Source organism: Desmonostoc muscorum LEGE 12446 (assembly GCF_015207005.2).
GTDB classification, from domain to species: domain Bacteria; phylum Cyanobacteriota; class Cyanobacteriia; order Cyanobacteriales; family Nostocaceae; genus Nostoc; species Nostoc muscorum.
On sequence record NZ_JADEXS020000001.1, the window covers coordinates 6,414,190 to 6,432,214 of the forward strand.

Consider the following 18,025-nt stretch of genomic DNA (forward strand, 5'->3'; position numbering starts at 1 on the left):
TTTGCAAATGACCAATGACTAATGACTAATGACTAATGACCAATGACCAATAAGTAATTAACTAAGGAATGAATTATGCGAATTGCTCGTAACATTACAGAATTAGTTGGTCGTACACCCCTAGTGCAGTTAAACCGTATTCCGCAAAGTGAAGGATGTGTTGCTGAAATTGTGGTGAAATTAGAAAGTATGAATCCATCGGCATCAGTTAAAGACCGAATTGGGGTAAGTATGATTAATGCCGCTGAGGAGGAAGGGCTGATTACTCCTCTTAAAACGGTGTTGGTAGAACCTACCTCTGGAAACACTGGAATTGCTTTAGCAATGGCGGCAGCAGCTAAGGGATATCGGTTAATTTTAACAATGCCAGAGACTATGAGTGGAGAGCGACGCGCAATGTTGCGGGCTTTTGGAGCAGAACTGGAACTAACGCCAGGAATGGAAGGCATGAGTGGGGCAATTAGCCGAGCGCAGCAGATAGTTAATAGTATGCCCAATACTTATATGTTGCAGCAGTTCCGCAATCCAGCGAATGCAAAAGTGCATCGGGAAACTACAGCCCTTGAAATCTGGGAAGATACTGATGGACAAGTAGATATAATTGTGGCAGGAGTGGGTACAGGTGGTACGATCACTGGTGTGGCAGAAGTGATTAAAGCACGCAAGCCTGATGCTAAGGCGATCGCTGTTGAACCAGCCAATAGCCCAGTTTTATCTGGGGGACGACCAGGACCGCACAAAATCCAGGGAATTGGCGCTGGGTTTATTCCCCAAGTGCTAAAGATAAAATTGATTGATGAAGTGATTACCGTCACTGATGAAGAAGCGATCGCTTACAGTCGGCGTTTGGCAAAAGAAGAAGGGCTACTATCTGGAATTTCCAGTGGAGCAGCTTTATGTGCAGCAATTCGCGTTGCTCAGCGTCAAGAAAATCAAGGACGTTTAATTGTAATGATTCAACCTAGTTTTGGAGAAAGGTATCTCAGTACACCGTTGTTCCAAGACTTGGAGACCAAGTTAGCCGCTAGCGTCAGCTAACGATAAATTGAATTAATGGTCAATTCTAAACACGTTTCTAACCATTACGAAACTCTCAAAGTTAGTCCAAATGCTAGCCAAGCGGAGATTAAGCAAGCTTATCGCCGCTTGGTGAAGTTGTTTCATCCCGACAGTAATCAGGAAACAGCCGATCGCGAACAAATTATCCGCATTAATGCAGCGTATGAGGTCTTACGCGACAACCAAAATCGCCGCAATTACGACCAGCAACTGCAAGATAAGTCTGGAAGATTAGATAGCGATCGCCAACAGCGTACAGCATCGGCGCAAAAACGTTACCAAGCAACACGCAAAACGGGACGCGATGTTGATGAGCAAGTCGAGGAATGGCTACACCAAGTTTATCAACCAGTAAATCGCTTGCTTTGTACTATTCTTTATTCCTTGGAAGAACAAATGGAGCAATTAGCTGCCGATCCCTTTGACGATGAGTTATTGGATGAATTTCAGGAATACTTAAGAACCTGTCGAGAAGACTTGAAGCAGGCACAAATTACCTTTCGCTCCCTCCCCAATCCCCCCAGTCTGGCAAGAACAGCGGCTCACCTCTACTACAGCCTCGATCAATTAGCAGATGGACTCGATGAATTAGGTTATTTTCCTTTAAACTACGATGAGCGTTATTTGCACACGGGTCACGAACTATTCCGCATAGCTACGAGATTACACTGTGAAGCACAAGCATCTGTAAGTTAATAGTTATGGGGCATGGGGGATGGCACATTGGTTATTCACAAATTACTAATAGACTTCTTGCAGAAATTAAGTTTTTATCTCACGCAGGCGCAGAGAAGAGAACGCAAAGAAGGACTTTTGCAAGAGATTCCATGAGTTGCAATCACTTGGAGCAATGAAAATTTATTTTCCCTACTCCCTACTCCCCATTCCCATTTTCAATTCAGGTCTAATGACTAATGACACAGGAATTAGTCTATGCTGGAAGTGGTGAAAGGTTAAGAAATTTGAAGTTTTATTACTTATGAAATGCATTATTAATCGCCGCGCTCAGTTTTCGGCAAGTCATCGTTATTGGCTATCAGAACTCAGTGAAGCCGAGAATATTGAAAAATTTGGTGCTAGATCGAAATTTCCCGGACAAGGGCATAACTATGTCTTATTGATCTCCCTTGGCGGAGAAGTGGACGAATATGGCATGGTGTTGAATTTGTCGGACGTGAAACATGTCATCAAGCGAGAAGTTACAAACCAACTGGACTTTTCTTATCTCAACGATGTGTGGGCAGATTTCCAAGAAACTTTACCTACCACTGAGAATATTGCACGGATAATTTGGCAACGGCTAGCACCCCACTTACCTCTAGTCGGCGTCCAGTTGTTTGAACACTCTCAACTTTGGGCAGATTACAGGGGAGAGGGAATGGAAGCCTATCTCACCATCAGCACTCACTTTAGCGCCGCCCATCGGCTAGCTCCTAACATTAGTCCTGAGAAATACGGTAAATGCACCCGTACTCACGGACACAACTACCATCTAGAAATCACTGTGAAAGGGAAAATCGACCCACGCACTGGCATGATTGTAGATGTAGATGCCCTGAAGCGAGTAGTGGAAGATTATGCAGTGGAGCCATTAGATCACTCCTGTTTAAACAAAGATATTCCCTACTTCGCCGAGATTGTTCCCACTACTGAAAACATTTCACTTTACATTAATAGTTTATTGGCTTCACCTATTCAAAAATTGGGAGTCGAACTCGACAAAGTTAGGCTTTTTGAAAGTCATGAACTTTGGGCAGATTATGCCAAAAACGGAACGGAAACCTATTTCACTGTCAGTACTTATTTTAGCGCCGCCCATCGGCTGGCTGACCCCAACCTAAGTCAGGAAAAAAACACCGAGATTTACGGTAAGTGTGCGCGTCCCAATGGCCACGGACACAACTATTACCTAGAAGTTACTGTCAAAGGAGAGATTGATCCAACTACTGGCATGATTGTCGATTTAGGTGCTTTAAATCAGATAATAAAAGATTATGTGGTGGAACGATTCGATCACACCTTTATAAACGAAGACGTGCCTTACTTTGCTGAAGTTGTACCTACTAGTGAGAATATCGCACTTTACATTAGTAATTTACTGCGATCGCCAATTCAAGAATTAGGATCTGAGCTTTACAAAGTTAAATTGTTTGAAAGTCCCAATAACTCCTGCGAAATCTACTGTACTGAGTCTGATTCAAATTCAGTCAGTGCAGCGGTGAATCAGCAGGTATTGGCAGGGGTTTAGGTAATTGGGCATTGGGTATGGGATGAGGGAGATGAGGAGGATGAGGGAGATGAGGGAGAATAATAACTCCTAACTCCTAACTCACCACTCCCAATGCCCAACTAAAAAAGTTTACTTACTAAGCAGTTAAAACCAGGTAGCAAAGGACTTGTTAATTCATCTTGATTAAAAATACCGACGCCGGGCGGAATGTCGCAAATACTGATAAATGCCCCAGGCTAAAACTCCAAAAAAGAGATTTAGCAAAAAGCGAGTAACTATAAACCACAAAATATAAGTGTCAAAAAGCTTCAATGGACTCAAAGGACTAATTTTCCTGCCTAAGAGAAACAGCCCAAAAATAGCATTTCCACCCAGCAGGAGGGCAAATAACACTAAACTCCTCTGCCAGTAACGGCGCTGTGGTGTACGCTCCCAAATCAGGGTAATTACAGGTTTGCCTTGTACTTTTCGCAGTAATTGTTCTAGTCGCCAAAACATCCACAACAGAAACGGAAATAAACCATAACTCAGGAAACGTAGGGGTAATGAGTAACGCCAAGCACTAGATAGAACATTAACTAAGGCATGACAGATTACAGAATTTAGCCAAGCCCTAAAAATGAACTTCCTGTCTCGATTTAACCGATTTTTAGAGGAAATATAGATTCCTAAGGCATATCCCCAAGGCGCAGAAAACATGGCGTGGACTGGCGTACCGATACTACGATCAAGAATAGATGCTGTACCGTGGAAAAGGTAAATCCAGTTCTCTTCAGCTGTAAATCCAAGGGCAACGGCTATAGTGAAGAGGAAAACGCTAGAGTGAAGTAATCGATAAGAGCGTTGCAGATAGTAGGTTGGGATAACAACCGCAGCCAACTTGCAGCCTTCTTCAATTGGGCCTATTTCCACAAGCTGGCGCAAGGCTATAGCAGGAAGCGATTGCTTAATCTGCTGCCAGTCTAGAACCGAGTTGACTACACTTTCAAAAATCCATTCCAGGCTCAGGGCTAAAATACCAGATATTGCCCCGATGATAAAAAACATCAGCAACCTGAATACAGGTGGGGCAAATGGCATCCGATAATAATAGTAGCCTAGCAGCAGCAACGGTGGTATTGCTGCCCACAACACCAGGGATAAATCAACCACTCACCTGAGCAATAATTGTACGGTGACGGTGGGTATTGTTAGCGATGGTGGGAGGTTGGAAACCCGCCTCAATAATAGCTTGCTGAATGTCCAAACCAAAATATTCATCTAAATACGGTTCGGTACTTTTGAGCAAAGTTAAAATATAAGCTGGCATTTTTTTGTACACTTCCGATTTAGGATTCATGTCCATGATTGCCAAGTAACCACCTGGACGCAGAACACGCCGGGCTTCAGCGAAAATCTGTCGAGTTGCTGATTGGGGTAATTCGTGGCACATCAAGAAAATCGAAACTAAATCAAAAGAGGCATCAGGTAATCCGGTAGATTCAGCTTGGGCATGAAGCCAATTGATTTTAGCTTGGCGCTGCTCGGCGCGGTAATGGGCAACAGCTAAGAAGTAGGGAGATAAGTCCAAGCCTGTAATTTTGGCATGGGGATAAATTTCTTGCATCGCAAAGGTACTCAAACCCACACCACAGGCCAAATCTAGAATGTTTTGGGGTTGATTGGGGAGTTGCGCTTTGAGGACATCATGATAACTTTGGCGGAGTTTAGCATCTCCTTGCGCTCCAGCATCTTGCCAAATTCCGGCATGGACAGTACGAGCCGCAACTTCTAACTCGCAAGCAGCTTTCCAAGTTAGGTTTCCACCTTCGTAGGCGTGGAATGGCCGCAAGTAGTATTCTGGGTAGGAAAGCTGGGGATTTTCTACTTTAGCTAGATCGGTTTTCCAATCACGTGCCTTTAGTGTTTCGACTTCTTGCGTCCAAGGCACACCAATTCTCTCGGCACGTTTAATCATCATCTGTCTAGCTTGATGCTTGGCTAGGTTGGCTAAAGGCTGGATTGCCAGTATGGCATTGACCAAGCGGGAAGCGAAGCCAAGATTAGTGTTTACAGCAGCAGTCATAAATCAGTTTGCATTTAACAGCCTCTTTTACTTATGACATACTTGCTGGACACGAGTCTAGAAATGAAATGAATTGAATTGTATTGAAAATAGGGAATGGGGAATAGGGAGTAGGGAGCAATGAAAATTTCGGCGTTGCTGAATCTGGGGATGAATTTATGTTACGCACAGACGCAGAGGTGGGGAGAATAAGAGTTTGAGAGATTGATTTTGTGATTTTTATACTTGTATTCAGCAATGCAGTTTGATGTTTGGAGATTGCTGGGGTTGGTGTCTTTAGCAATTAGCAATATCTATCTCAGCAGAGAGGGCAAAAAGCCGAGCGCCATATAAAAAAAGACTACAACTAATTTATTGAGTCTCAAGTATGGCAAGAGCAAGAAGAAGAGCAAGTGGCTTTTTTGGAGATTTTCAAGAATTTGCCCTCAAAGGTAGTGTAGTTGACTTAGCGATCGCCGTGATTATTGGCACTGCCTTTACTAGGGTGATTACCTCCTTAGTTGAGAATGTGATTATGCCATTGATTAACCCCTTAATTAGTGTGACTGGCAAAGACTGGAGAACAATCACCATTAGTCCAGGAATTGCGATCGGTCAGTTTCTTGGTGCAATCCTGGACTTTTTGATAATTGCTTTGATCTTATTTGTAGCAATTCGTGCCTTACAAAAATTAAAGAGGCAAGAGGATGTTGCCATTGAATCTCCACTCTCAGATCCTAAGCTTGCAGCTCAGGAAAGACTGACTGGTGCATTGGATAGGCTCAATCAGACATTGGAAGCTCGGAATAATCAAGTTTTGTAAATGGGAGTGGGAAAAGAGGACGCGGGGACGCAAAGACACAGGGAGTTCTTTCCCTGCGTCTTCCCCATGCCCTATTTTGCAGCAGGCTTGAGAGCTAACAGCATCTCTAATTCACTGGTGGATTTGTCGGGGCTGGTGGCGGTGATACCAAAACCACGAATGGAACTGAGGATGGTATTGGCTTCAGCAGAGATGAAACTATTGATTACGGGTAAAGTTTTAGTTTTGTCCATATCTAGGTAGAAATAGCCACTGTTGGGCTTTTGCAATGAACCAGTAACGGCTTTGAAAGCTTCGCTCTTGTCGAGAGATTCACTTTTGCGATTGGCGATCGCCTCAGCAACAGGGCCACCAACAGCTACAAATACAGTGTCTTGATCTAACCAACCATGTGCCAATAAAGCTCCTTGTTGGGGGATTTGCCATTCAGTTACGTCTTTACCGCCGATATTTCTGTTGGCAATGTTGATTTGTTGAGTTTTGGCGAGGGTATCTAATTTTGTCAAGGTGGCTTCGGCAGTTTTGCGATCGCTGGTGTCAAATACTAAAGCACCTCCAAAACCAACACTTGCTAATACCCCTTGATTTGATGGTATGGCACCTAAGGCGAATTCCCCGTTCATCCAGCCAAAAACATCCTTATCCAAGTCGATATTGACAAATTTCAGTTGTCCGCGCACTTGTTCCAGAGCTTGTTTTAATTCTGGAGTATTTTTGGACTGTTCTACTACTGTTTCCCAGCCACGACTGATGCCATTTCCGCTAACCAAAGCAAAGGTATCAGTGGGAAATTGCCCGACTATATTCCCAGGAGTTGATTGATACTGATATTTGATCAGTTGGGGATCTAAATTGGCGATCGCTTTGACTCGCACTCCTGCATCATCAACACCAACTCCCGCCACTACAGATTTCACCTGCTTTAGTTGTGCCAAGGTTTGTGGGGGTAACTGGGTTGCCTGAGGACTTGCAGCAGCTAATTGCTGTACCATACCTGCATAGTCTGGTACATAAATTTGGGCAAGGGTGTTTTTAACATCTACTCCTTTGAGAATGGTGCTTGCACCTTCTTTGCTGGCAAAGGAGGACTGTCCTTTAAACGTGTCAATTGCTTTTTCTACAGCTTGTTTTTCGGGGGCTAATACTAAGTGACTATTATCTAAAACAACGCTATAAGTGGGTTTGCCATTTTCTGTAGTTTCAATAATTTTTTGACCTTGGTAGTCGGATTCCTGGAATTTAACGCCTTTTTGTGACTTCAATTTATTGGCAAAATTTAACGCACTGATTTTGTCCTTGATTCCTACTACTACCAAAATATTTGGTTCTGGCTGTACATTTTTCGGTGCAGTAGGTGCGCCAGGGGGCAGATTTAATTGTACGGGTTTCACGGGATTTGGTGGTAGCAGAGCAATCATGACACCACCAGCCCAAGGCTTGATGTCTTTTTCATAAGAAATGTTATTGTCACTAAACATTTCCTTATTCAAATCTTCCAGACCTTTGGCCACTAACTTTTGTGCTTCTGGAGTGCCAAACTGTTGTAACTTTGCCCAAGCTTGCGGGTCAGTAGTAATATAAGTAGCCATCATCGCTGTTGAAGGTACTACTTTGGCACTGCCCAGAGCATCCGAGCTACCCCCTGATGGCCCGCCTTTTAAATACGTATAAGCCGCGATACTTCCTGCTATAACGACAGCAGCGCCAACAGCAGGAATGAGAAACTTTGATTTACTTTCAGGCATTATTGTTATCCTCTTTTGCTGAGATTGTTACCGAGATTTATACAAGTGTCATTGTAGAGTTTTCGGATTTATTGATAATTTTCCCTAATCCATTGTTACTGGAGTTTAGACTAACGCATGACAAAAGGACTCAGGAGCAGGCTTGTTGACAAGCTATACACCTGAAAATGTAAAAACTGAAAGGTCAAGCTGACTTTGTTGGTTGTTTATTGCATTTATAAGTAGCTTTTTTTAAATTTATCTACTTAATTATACGTAATAGTAGTTTGTCGTTAGTACACCCAGAGGACTTTCTAGGGGGTTTGCGTGTAACAGCAGGTGTGAAAAAAATTTAATGCATTTACAAATATTTACATAGTTGCCAGGTGATTAATGGTAGTTAGTCCTATATTTTCCTATGAATAAATAAAAATAATTGTAGCTACTACGCATAAATTTTTCAAAGTCTTTAATAATAAGGGTTTTTGATTTTTAGCTGACGAAAATGACACAAACAAGAAAGCTAGAAGCGCAGTTTGTTAAGATAATTTATCTGTTAAGGCAGGGAGAGATAAAGCTTAACTCAAGCGTATTGTTTTATTATTTATTGAGAGAAGCTTAACTCTCTTAACTGTCATTGCATTTTTATTAAAGTTATGAAAAAATATAAAAGACAATTTCGGTTGAAAGAAGACAAATATTATGATTTTTCGAGACCGGGAAGGAAATTTTTACAGTATTTCACAAGAAGTTCTGAGCAAACACATAATCAACGAAGAACTTCCAGAGAATATAGAATTAGCAGGTAGCGAAGCTGATTGGACAAGTTCTCTAAAAACAGCAGCATCTTATAACTACACTGCGGCAGAAGCAGCATCTTATAACTACACTGCACCTGAAGCAGCATCTTATAACTACACTGCGGCAGAAGCAGCATCTTATAACTACACTGCACCTGAAGCAGCATCTTATAACTACACTGCGGTAGAATCGGCATCTTATAATTACACTGCACCCGAAGCAGCATCTTATAACTACACTGCGGCAGAATCGGCATCTTATAACTACACTGCACCCGAAGCAGCATCTTATAACTACACTGCGGCAGAATCGGCATCTTATAACTACACTGCACCCGAAGCAGCATCTTATAACTACACTGCGCCAGCAATAGTAGGTTAAACCTACACAGTTCTGGTATCGTAAGTCAGAATAGCCTGCTATTGGAAAGTTGTGACCCACAACTAACTCATTTTGGTTGGCCAATTAGTGGTTCTCGTTGACGTGTGGTTTGAATAGCCATCTCAACGAGAACCTGATAATTATTAGCTAATCTTATAGCTATTTCTGGTCTGGTGAGGATTGAATAGGTTGTTAAACCAGGCAGAGTTAATAATTAAATCGAGAAGAAAAATTAAAAAAATGTAACGCTGGTGTTGCAAGCTAAGTGCGGAACAGCATAATTCATTAAACCTGAAGAAATTACAGTTTTTAGTTAGTATTTTAGTGATAAAAATTCTAAATTCAGTAATGAATTGCTCCCAATAAAACAGGATTTTATTTCATGTTTAATTATGGTTACCTACTTATCAATATAATGATAATAATGCGGTTAAAATCAACAATTTACATAACTATAGGAATCCGATTTGATTTCTGAATCACTCGTAGAGGTAAGGGACTGGGGATTGGGGACTGGGGACTGGGAAGAAGGAATAAAAGTGTACTGAGTTTTGTTCAAAAATCAAATATGAGTCCTATAGTAACTGAAGTTGAATATATGTGCTTAGATAACAGACAACACATCTTAGAGGAGGCAGACAATCTAGAAAAAAAGATTACTGTGATGAAAACGGCGTTTGAGTTGATTCCGCCAGGAGCAATAAAAGATAAAAAGGACTACGTAACGTTTTACTTAAATTTGAGCCGGACTAATGAAGACGTAGTGTCTTACCTAGTAGATGGGAGAACAGCTTTCCTGATCAATCAACCAGAACACGCTGAGTATGTGCTGGTCAAAAATCAAAGTAACTACAAAAATCCATATCATCAATATGCCGAGTTGACAGGACAATATACTCCAACAGGTGCATTTTTGCTGAATTTAGATAGAAGCTCTGGCAATCAAGTGGAAATATTTGAAAGCATAGTCAGTGAACTAGCTAAAGCGGCTACAGTAACAGTTTGGCAATGGCAGAAATGCTCAAAAGTAGCACCTATTCAGATTGATACTGAAACGAAAAAAATGATGTTTGCCGTCTATGTCAAAATTCTGTTTAATGTAGACGCTAACCATTGGAGTGAAGCATTTGTAAGTGCAACTAATTTTATAGAAGAGTACTGCGCCAATCAATCACACTTATCGCAGAATCTTTCAGCGACAGAACTAGTGCCGATAAAACAAAGCTATCAAGAAGCTATTGAAGTGCAGAATGCAATAGCGGGAAGGATTGCCCGGTGTGCTGGATTAGTAGCGCCTGATAGCGAGGTATCGAAGCAGTTAAAAACAACTATCGTCCGAACATTGTTGAATAGTTACAATGGCATGGCAACAGCACTGTGTTGGATAATTTATCAATTAGTACAGTGCCAAGAAGTGTTAGAGCGAGTATTTAGTGAGGTTGATCGGGTTATTGGCGATCGCCAACCCACAGCTAAAGATATTCCTAAACTATCCTATATGCGGCTGGTGGTAATGGAAGTATTGCGTTTATACCCACCCGCATGGATGTTGGGCAGGCAGGCAATTAATCCAGACAGAATAGGAGATACTTTAATTCCGCCCGGAGCAATTATTTCTATATCTCCATACACAATGCATCGAAAGGCACAGCTATGGGAACGACCAAAAGATTTTATTCCAGAACGCTTTGCACCAGAGAACTCACAAGTACGCCCAAACTTCGCTTACTTTCCGTTTGGAGGGGGAACACGTAAGTGTCCAGCAGGGCAGTTAGTCTTTAGCCAAATACAAATTATTTTAGCGGCGATGCTGCGCTTGTGCAGTTTTGAATCAGCCTCAAACGAGGTTTTAAAACCACGTGGTTTGGTATCACTGCGTCCTCACCCAGGAGTATTGATGAGGATAACTGCCAACAAACAGGGAGTGGTGAGTGGGGAGTAAGGAGTGGGGAAAGAAGGTGTTTGTTTCATTGATAACGGGTATCAGAAATCGGAGAAGAACTAGGGCGCAAGGTAACGTCTAAGTTGATTGATATACGTTCACCTGCAACTTCTACCTGATTAACTCTATGGGGTAAGAAGCTTGGAAATAAAAGAAACATACCAGGTTTGGGGTGAATAGAATAGTGTGCAGTTTCCCAATTAGAACGAGAAGTAACTCGTCCACTACGCGGATCGATGAGAGTTAAGTTGCCAGATGTTTTTGTTGCAGGTGCTGTCGGAACTTCTACATAGTAAATGCCAACAAGGTCAGTTTTAGTATGAATGTGTTCGTGTTGGAAACCGCCCTGTCTCAAAATAACTGCCCAACTTGTATGGTTGTATTGAAAAACTGAAGGAGTAGAGGAGCTAAAACTTACTTTTCCCCACTCTTTCAAAAAAATTTCTATTTGGTCGTTGATAAAATGTTTCAGCGTTTGAATAGCAGGAAAGTCAGAATTTAAGAAATTTAAGCTTGATTGCCAGCCATTATTAACTGAGGTAAATTGTGAGTAATTGCGCCCGTTTTGCTCTTGATTGCGAACATAAGCTGCTAAGTCTCGATTGAGTGCTTCGCAGTCAGGAAACTCTGTTTCTCCTACTAAGGTAGGGAACAAAACATTTATTTTTAATCCCTGATAGCTCATTCTTGTTATTGTAACTAGTTGCTGAGATATAATATCAGAAATTTGTTAATTTTATACCAATTTAATGAAACAAATAAGCTTAACAGAATTTAAGTCAGAGCTTTTATCAGAAGCGCAAGTTAGCCTGGGGCTGGCAATTCCTTTAGCAATTGCTCAACTAGCTGAAGCTGGCATCCCTGTTGTGAATTCGGTAATGATGGGCTTACTTGGCACTCAAAATTTAGCTGCGGGTGCTTTGGGCACAATCACTTTTGTTACCTTATTAGTTGTTTGCGTTGGTACTCTCACAGCAGGAGGAGCGCTGGCTGCTGAGGCTTTTGGAGCCAAAGAAATAGATCGTGTCAGCCGTATTACTTCTGGGGGGCTATGGTTGGCGATCGCTATTTCTTTACCTGCAATACTTGTAATATGGAACTGTAGCTCTATCTTGCCGTTATTAGGTCAAGAAGAAAGTAACGTCGCATTGACAAAAAGCTATTTACACGCTCTTGTTTGGGGATTACCTGCTGCCCTCTGCTTTTTACATTTAAAACGCATGGCTGCTGCAATTAATTTTCCCCAGTTTGGCATAGTAATTATAGTTACCTCTTTACTCTTGAATGTGCCTGCCAATTACGTGCTGATGTTTGGCTACCTGGGTTTTCCTGCCCTTGGTTTAGCTGGGATTGGTTGGGGAACTACCCTTATTTATTGGGTTAGTTTCTTAGCATCAGCTATGGTGTTTTATTTCCATCCCAAAAGTAGAGATTATAAGCTTTTTCGCAATCTCAATAAGTTTGATCCAGAGCTATTTATCAAAATTTTCCAGACTGGATGGCCAATGGGAATCCAATTAGGAATGCAACTGGGGTTGTTCATGGTCACGGCTTGGTTGATGGGAAGCTTGGGAACGGAAACTTTAGCAGGTCATGAAATTGCTATTCAGACATCAGACCTTTTTTTGACAATTCCAGTAGGGGTTTCTTCTGCCGTTACAACTAGAGTAGGGCAGATGATGGGAGAAAAGAATGCTTTGGGGGCAATCAGGGCAGTATTTGTGAATATTGCATTTTACGTACTGTTTGCCACCCTTGTAGCTTTAGGTTTTGAGTTGTTTTCCCAGCGGATTGCAGCCATTTATTTAGACATTAATAATCCCGATAATGCTGTAGCAATTACTCAAGCAATTTCTTTTCTCAAATTAGCAGCAGTGTACCAACTTTCTTGTGGGATTCAAATCATAGGAGTGGGGGCTTTGCTCGGATTGCAGGATACTCGTGTGCCCATGCTAATTAACATCTTGATATTTTGGGGTATTGGGTTAGGTGGAGGATATTTAATGACAATGATTTTAGGTTGTGGAGGGATTGGTTATTGGTATGGTTTAATTCTGGCTACGGCAATTTCGGGGATAATTTTAATAGTGCGGTTTTATGTTGTGAATTTTAAAAAGATTAGTAACAGTGAAGTGTCGTCTTATATGTAGCGGTTATTTAATATAAAATTAACTTTTTATTTGCTGAAAATTGTGGCTTTTAACATATATCATTTCATAGGATATGAATTGCCAAATTTTTTAGCTAAATGTCATGTTTCAATCAATAAACACTCAAATTGCAGGTTATTTTTCCCCAGAAATAGTGTTACTACAAATGAGATATGGCAGTTGGATCTTCCAGTCAATCTATGCAGCCGCCAAGCTAGGGATAGCCGATTTGTTAAAGGATGGTTGTAGGAGTTGTGAGGATTTGGCAAGTGTAACTTCAACTCACGAGGGTTCCCTCTATCGCCTTTTACGGGCACTTGCGAGTATGGGAGTTTTTGCGGAAACAGAACCCAGTTTTTTTTCGCTCACACCACTGGGAAATTATTTACGGAGTGATGTCCCTGACTCCCTAAAGGCGAGAGTAATTATGAATGGTGAGGAACAGTATCGAGCTTGGGGTGAAATAATTTACAGCATACAGACTGGCAAGAGTGCTTTTGAGCATTTGTATGGGATGAATCTTTTGGATTACTATGCTCAAAATCCAGAAGCCGGAAAAAACTTTAACCAGGCTATGACTAGTAGTTCAACCCTTCAAAACCCAGGGATAGTTTTAGATTACGACTTTTCTGATGTCCAAACTTTAGTAGATGTTGGTGGCGGACATGGGAAGTTATTAACGGACATCCTCAAAGCCTATCCCAAAATAAAGGGAATTTTATTTGACCAACCGGAGGCGATTAAAGGAGCAAAATCACTCATTGAACAAGCCGGAATTTTAGACCGCTGTGAACTAATAGCAGGTGATTTTTTTAAATCTGTGCCAGCAGGAGGGGATGCTTATATACTCAAGTATGTTATTCATGATTGGGATGATGAAAGAGCGATCGCTATCCTCAAGTGTTGTTACGAGGCAATGCCAGAGCATGGAAAACTCTTACTTGTAGAGCAAGTCATTCCATCCGGAAATCAAGCCTCTTTTAGCAAGATGCTCGATCTACAGATGTTAGTGCTTTGTCCGGGCGGGTGCGAACGCACAGAAGCAGAGTATCGCATCCTGATGGAGAAGTCAAAATTCCAGCTGATTAAGATTGTTCCTACCCAGTCCTCTCTAAGCGTGATTGAGGGAGTAAAGGTTTAATTTAACTTAGAAGATGTCTGAATCTTTAAAACTGAATATGACGCTATGCATTAGTGACATCTTGCTTAATCAAAGAGTGGAAGGCTGTGAAGTAGATATGGCAAAGTTTTGAGTAATCCAAGGTGACAATGCAAGAATTAGCGATCGCTTTAAAATTAACACAAGTTAACTTGAGTTGCAGATTGAGGATATTTGACGGAAAATAGCGATCGCTGAAGTTAGATTAGATTTGAGTGACAAAAGGCTTTATTTTCAGGAATCTGGCAATTGACCCTCTCATATTTTTGCTGTGTAATTCCAGTTGCCTTATATTCAGCGATCCTGCATTTAGTCTCAACTCCAGTCAGTATTTACTGATAAAATTAGTAATCCTACAAATTAGCGGTTTAAAATTAGTCTCAAAAATACTTCAATCAGATGAGGAGCGAATCCGCAAATGATATCCTATTCATCTCAAACAAAATAGCCCAATTCACACCGACAAGTTATCCTAAGTTATAAGAATAATTAGGAGTATTTGTACTTAATGACAATCTATCGAGGTGCAAGAGACTCTTGACTTGATGACAAAAAAGTGCAAAACATCAAGAAAAGTGAATGCGGAACAGATATGGACAAAAGTCCAAGGATCGGTAGCCGACTTTAGGAAATTCGGGTGAGATTAATTTCAATCCCCCGATCCCGAAAGGGAGTTGTCACCCTGATATTACCCTATTGATTTGGGAAAAAGGTCAGACACCGCTATTTTGCTTAACAACATCCAGCCAAGCCAGACTTTTCAGGATTACAAGGTCAGTAAGCATCAATGTCGCAGTCTTATTTTGATACAGATAATAATGGACACAAACCTTTTGAGTTACCAGGAGCAAAACCCCACTACAGCCCCGATCGCCCCGGGCAAGTAGAGCATATTTTTCTAGATCTGAGCTTAGATATTCCTGGGCAAATCTGTCAGGGTAGTTGTAGCATTCGCCTGTTGCCAATTCGTAATGGTATTGACCGTTTGACTTTAGATGCTGTCAACCTGAATATCGAGTCTGTGCAGGTAGACGAGGTGTCACAAAATTTTGACTATGATGGCGAACAGCTTTCGATTCAACTTTCTCAAAGCACTCAGATTGGTAAACGCTTGCTGATTGCGATCGCCTACTCGGTAACTAAACCACAACGCGGTATTTACTTTATTCAACCAGACAAACATTACCCAAACAAGCCAACCCAAGTCTGGACTCAGGGAGAAGACGAAGACTCTCGTTTTTGGTTCCCCTGCTTTGACTATCCAGGACAACTCTCGACTTCGGAAATTCGCGTTCGTGTCCCCAATCCTCTGGTGGCAATTTCCAACGGCGAATTGATTAACACCACAGAAGATGGTAACTACAAAATTTACCATTGGTCACAGCAACAAGTTCATCCCAATTACTTGATGACTTTGGCAGTAGGTGATTTTGCGGAAATCCGCGATGAGTGGAAAGGCAAACCAGTCACTTACTACGCAGAAAAGGGACGGGAGGAAGATGCTAAACGCAGCATGGGCAAAACTCCCCGGATGATCGAATTTTTGAGCCAAAAGTATGGTTATCAATACCCTTTTCCGAAATACGCCCAAGTTTGCGTCGATGACTTTATCTTTGGCGGAATGGAAAACACTTCCACAACCCTGTTAACAGATAAATGCTTGCTGGACGAACGGGCGGCCTTAGATAATCGCAACACCGAGGGTTTGGTTGTCCACGAACTCGCGCATCAGTGGTTTGGTGATTTGGTGGTGATTAAGCATTGGTCTCATGCTTGGATTAAGGAAGGGATGGCTTCTTACTCTGAGGTGATGTGGACAGAACATGAATATAGTCTCCAAGAAGCAGCTTACTATCGCTTATTAGAGGCTCGTCGCTACCTGAGTGAAGATAGCAGCCGCTACCGTCGGCCGATGGTAACAAATGTTTACCGGGAACCGATTGAACTTTTCGATCGCCACATCTACGAAAAAGGATCTTGTGTCTATCACATGATTCGCGCCCAATTGGGAGATGATTTGTTTTGGCAAGCAATTCAAACATTTATCCAAGATCATGCCCACAAAACTGTAGAAACCGTAGACTTACTCAGAGCAATTGAAAAAGCAACCGGACGTAATCTTTTGTTCCTCTTCGACCAGTACGTTTATCGTGGTGGTCATCCCGAATTTAACATAGCTTACTCTTGGGATGGGGATGCTAATTTGGCAAAAATTACAGTCACTCAAACCCAAGCGGCTGACGGTAAAAATGGCAGTAAGGATTTGTTTGATTTAAAAATTCCTATTGGTTTTGGTTATACCCAACAACAAGGAGTTAGGAGTGAGGAGTTAGGAGTTAAAAATAATTCTAAACTCAGCACTGGGCAAGGGTTAAACGCCCCGCTACCGCTAACAGCACTCAAAACTTTCACGGTGCGCGTGAATGAACGCGAACAAAGTTTCTACTTTCCACTAGAAAACAAACCCCAATATATCAGTTTTGATGTTGGGAATAATTATCTTAAAACAGTATCTTTGGAGTATCCACTACCAGAATTAAAAGCACAGTTAGAATTTGATCCCGATCCAATTTCCCGTATCTATGCAGCGGAAGCTTTAGCGAAAAAAGGTGGATTAGAAGCTACCATTGCACTGTCTGGGGCATTAAAAAATGACCCCTTATGGTGTGTGCGGGTGCAAGTAGCGAAACAATTAACGCAAGTTAATTTAGACCAAGCATTTGACGGCTTAGTTGTGGGGTTGAAGGATCGAGATGCTTACGTGCGACGTGCTGTAGTCGAATCACTTGCTCAAATCAAAACTAACGAAAGTTATAAGGCTGTCAAAGAACTAGTACAGAAAGGCGATCCCAGCTACTATGTGGAAGCCGCAGCCTGTCGGGTGCTAGGTGCAATAGCGTCTGCTAACTTCCAAGAAAAACCCAAGGAAGACAAGGCATTAAAGCTGCTGAAATCGGTTTTAGAGGAAAAGGCGGGTTGGAATGAAGTCGTGCGGAGTGGTGCAGTTGTTGGTTTAGCTGAATTCAAAACCTCTGAAGCAGCTTTAAATCTGCTGATAGAATACACGAAACTCGGTGTACCACAACCTTTGCGTTTAGCTGCAATTCGCGCTTTAGGGCAGATTTCTGTTGGTCAAAGTCCGGTTAATTTAGAACGGATTTTAGAAAGATTAACAGAACTAGCCAAAGAAACCTTCTTTTTAACGCAAGTGTCAGTAGCCACAGCATTAGGACAAATGGAAACATCCAAAGCAATTGGAATTTTGCGATCGCTAGCTGAACAAACATCTGATGGGCGTGTGCGTCGCTATGCTGAAGAAGAAATTTCCAAGGTGCAAAATAATATTGGTTCCGAAAAAACACTGCGCCAATTGCGTGAAGAATTCGACCAACTCAAACAACAAAATCAGGAATTGAGAAGTCGTTTAGAAAACTTGGAGGCTAAATCTAAGTAACACTAAATTATCAAAAAACTAGCCTAATTAGCAGTAGCTATTTGGTAATTCGTAATGATTTTTGGAAAATTATTAATAACCAAATAGCTAATTTTTGTTGTGTTTAATTATAAATCAATACGGTTCAGTTAAGCCGTAAAAATAAATTTGCGTAGGTTGGGTTGAGCAACGAAACCCAACATTTTCGAGCATTTGTTGGGTTTCACTCTGTTCAACCCAACCTACAATTATCCTTAACTGAACCGTATTGAATTATAA

The 18,025-nt window shown here is 41.6% G+C and carries 13 protein-coding genes; 9 read left to right on the top strand and 4 right to left on the bottom strand.

The features are described 5' to 3' along the window. Positions 1 to 75: 75 nt before the first annotated feature. From cysK to IQ276_RS26880, 3 genes are all read left to right on the top strand, one after another. A complete protein-coding gene (cysK, locus tag IQ276_RS26870; protein WP_193919730.1) occupies positions 76 to 1,038 on the top strand; it encodes a cysteine synthase A in 963 nt (320 codons plus the stop codon). Positions 1,039 to 1,053: 15 nt separating this feature from the next. Further along, on the top strand, positions 1,054 to 1,755 hold the full coding sequence (locus tag IQ276_RS26875) for a J domain-containing protein (RefSeq protein WP_193919728.1): 702 nt from the start codon (positions 1,054 to 1,056) through the stop codon (positions 1,753 to 1,755). Between the two features lie 283 nt (positions 1,756 to 2,038). Further along, the gene (locus IQ276_RS26880) at positions 2,039 to 3,307 is read left to right on the top strand and encodes a 6-carboxytetrahydropterin synthase (RefSeq protein ID WP_235116006.1); all 1,269 of its coding nucleotides are present in this window, start codon (positions 2,039 to 2,041) and stop codon (positions 3,305 to 3,307) included. Between the two features lie 165 nt (positions 3,308 to 3,472). On the opposite strand, the gene IQ276_RS26885 is transcribed toward IQ276_RS26880, so the two are convergent. Both IQ276_RS26885 and IQ276_RS26890 read right to left on the bottom strand, forming a co-directional pair. Beyond that, a complete protein-coding gene (locus tag IQ276_RS26885) occupies positions 3,473 to 4,441 on the bottom strand; it encodes a PrsW family intramembrane metalloprotease (protein ID WP_193921073.1) in 969 nt (322 codons plus the stop codon). After that, the gene (locus IQ276_RS26890; RefSeq protein ID WP_193921071.1) at positions 4,434 to 5,354 is read right to left on the bottom strand and encodes a class I SAM-dependent methyltransferase; all 921 of its coding nucleotides are present in this window, start codon (positions 5,352 to 5,354) and stop codon (positions 4,434 to 4,436) included. Before IQ276_RS26890 ends, IQ276_RS26885 begins: the two co-directional genes overlap by 8 nt. A gap of 367 nt (positions 5,355 to 5,721) precedes the next feature. On the opposite strand from IQ276_RS26890, the gene mscL reads away from it, so the two are divergent. Next, complete coding sequence (gene mscL, locus IQ276_RS26895) at positions 5,722 to 6,156, top strand: large conductance mechanosensitive channel protein MscL (protein WP_193921069.1); 435 nt, start codon at positions 5,722 to 5,724, stop codon at positions 6,154 to 6,156. Positions 6,157 to 6,227: 71 nt separating this feature from the next. Here mscL and IQ276_RS26900 read toward each other — a convergent pair whose 3' ends face one another. After that, entirely contained in the window at positions 6,228 to 7,901 is a 1,674-nt protein-coding gene (locus tag IQ276_RS26900; RefSeq protein WP_193921067.1) for a DUF3352 domain-containing protein, read from the bottom strand. Between the two features lie 681 nt (positions 7,902 to 8,582). Between IQ276_RS26900 and IQ276_RS26905 the strand changes: the two genes are divergently transcribed. Together IQ276_RS26905 and IQ276_RS26910 are read left to right on the top strand one after the other, a co-directional pair. Beyond that, the gene (locus IQ276_RS26905) at positions 8,583 to 9,062 is read left to right on the top strand and encodes a hypothetical protein (RefSeq protein WP_193921065.1); all 480 of its coding nucleotides are present in this window, start codon (positions 8,583 to 8,585) and stop codon (positions 9,060 to 9,062) included. Positions 9,063 to 9,630: 568 nt separating this feature from the next. Continuing rightward, entirely contained in the window at positions 9,631 to 11,004 is a 1,374-nt protein-coding gene (locus IQ276_RS26910) for a cytochrome P450 (protein ID WP_235116007.1), read from the top strand. A 25-nt stretch (positions 11,005 to 11,029) separates the two neighbouring features. On the opposite strand, the gene IQ276_RS26915 is transcribed toward IQ276_RS26910, so the two are convergent. Continuing rightward, on the bottom strand, positions 11,030 to 11,689 hold the full coding sequence (locus tag IQ276_RS26915) for a TIGR02466 family protein (protein WP_193921464.1): 660 nt from the start codon (positions 11,687 to 11,689) through the stop codon (positions 11,030 to 11,032). Positions 11,690 to 11,753: 64 nt separating this feature from the next. On the opposite strand from IQ276_RS26915, the gene IQ276_RS26920 reads away from it, so the two are divergent. From IQ276_RS26920 to IQ276_RS26930, 3 genes are all read left to right on the top strand, one after another. Beyond that, complete coding sequence (locus IQ276_RS26920) at positions 11,754 to 13,154, top strand: MATE family efflux transporter (protein ID WP_193921467.1); 1,401 nt, start codon at positions 11,754 to 11,756, stop codon at positions 13,152 to 13,154. Between the two features lie 103 nt (positions 13,155 to 13,257). Beyond that, entirely contained in the window at positions 13,258 to 14,295 is a 1,038-nt protein-coding gene (locus IQ276_RS26925) for a methyltransferase (RefSeq protein WP_193921469.1), read from the top strand. Positions 14,296 to 15,100: 805 nt separating this feature from the next. Then, positions 15,101 to 17,767 (top strand): M1 family metallopeptidase, encoded by a 2,667-nt coding sequence (locus IQ276_RS26930; RefSeq protein ID WP_235116008.1) that lies wholly within the window; start codon positions 15,101 to 15,103, stop codon positions 17,765 to 17,767. Positions 17,768 to 18,025: the final 258 nt, after the last annotated feature.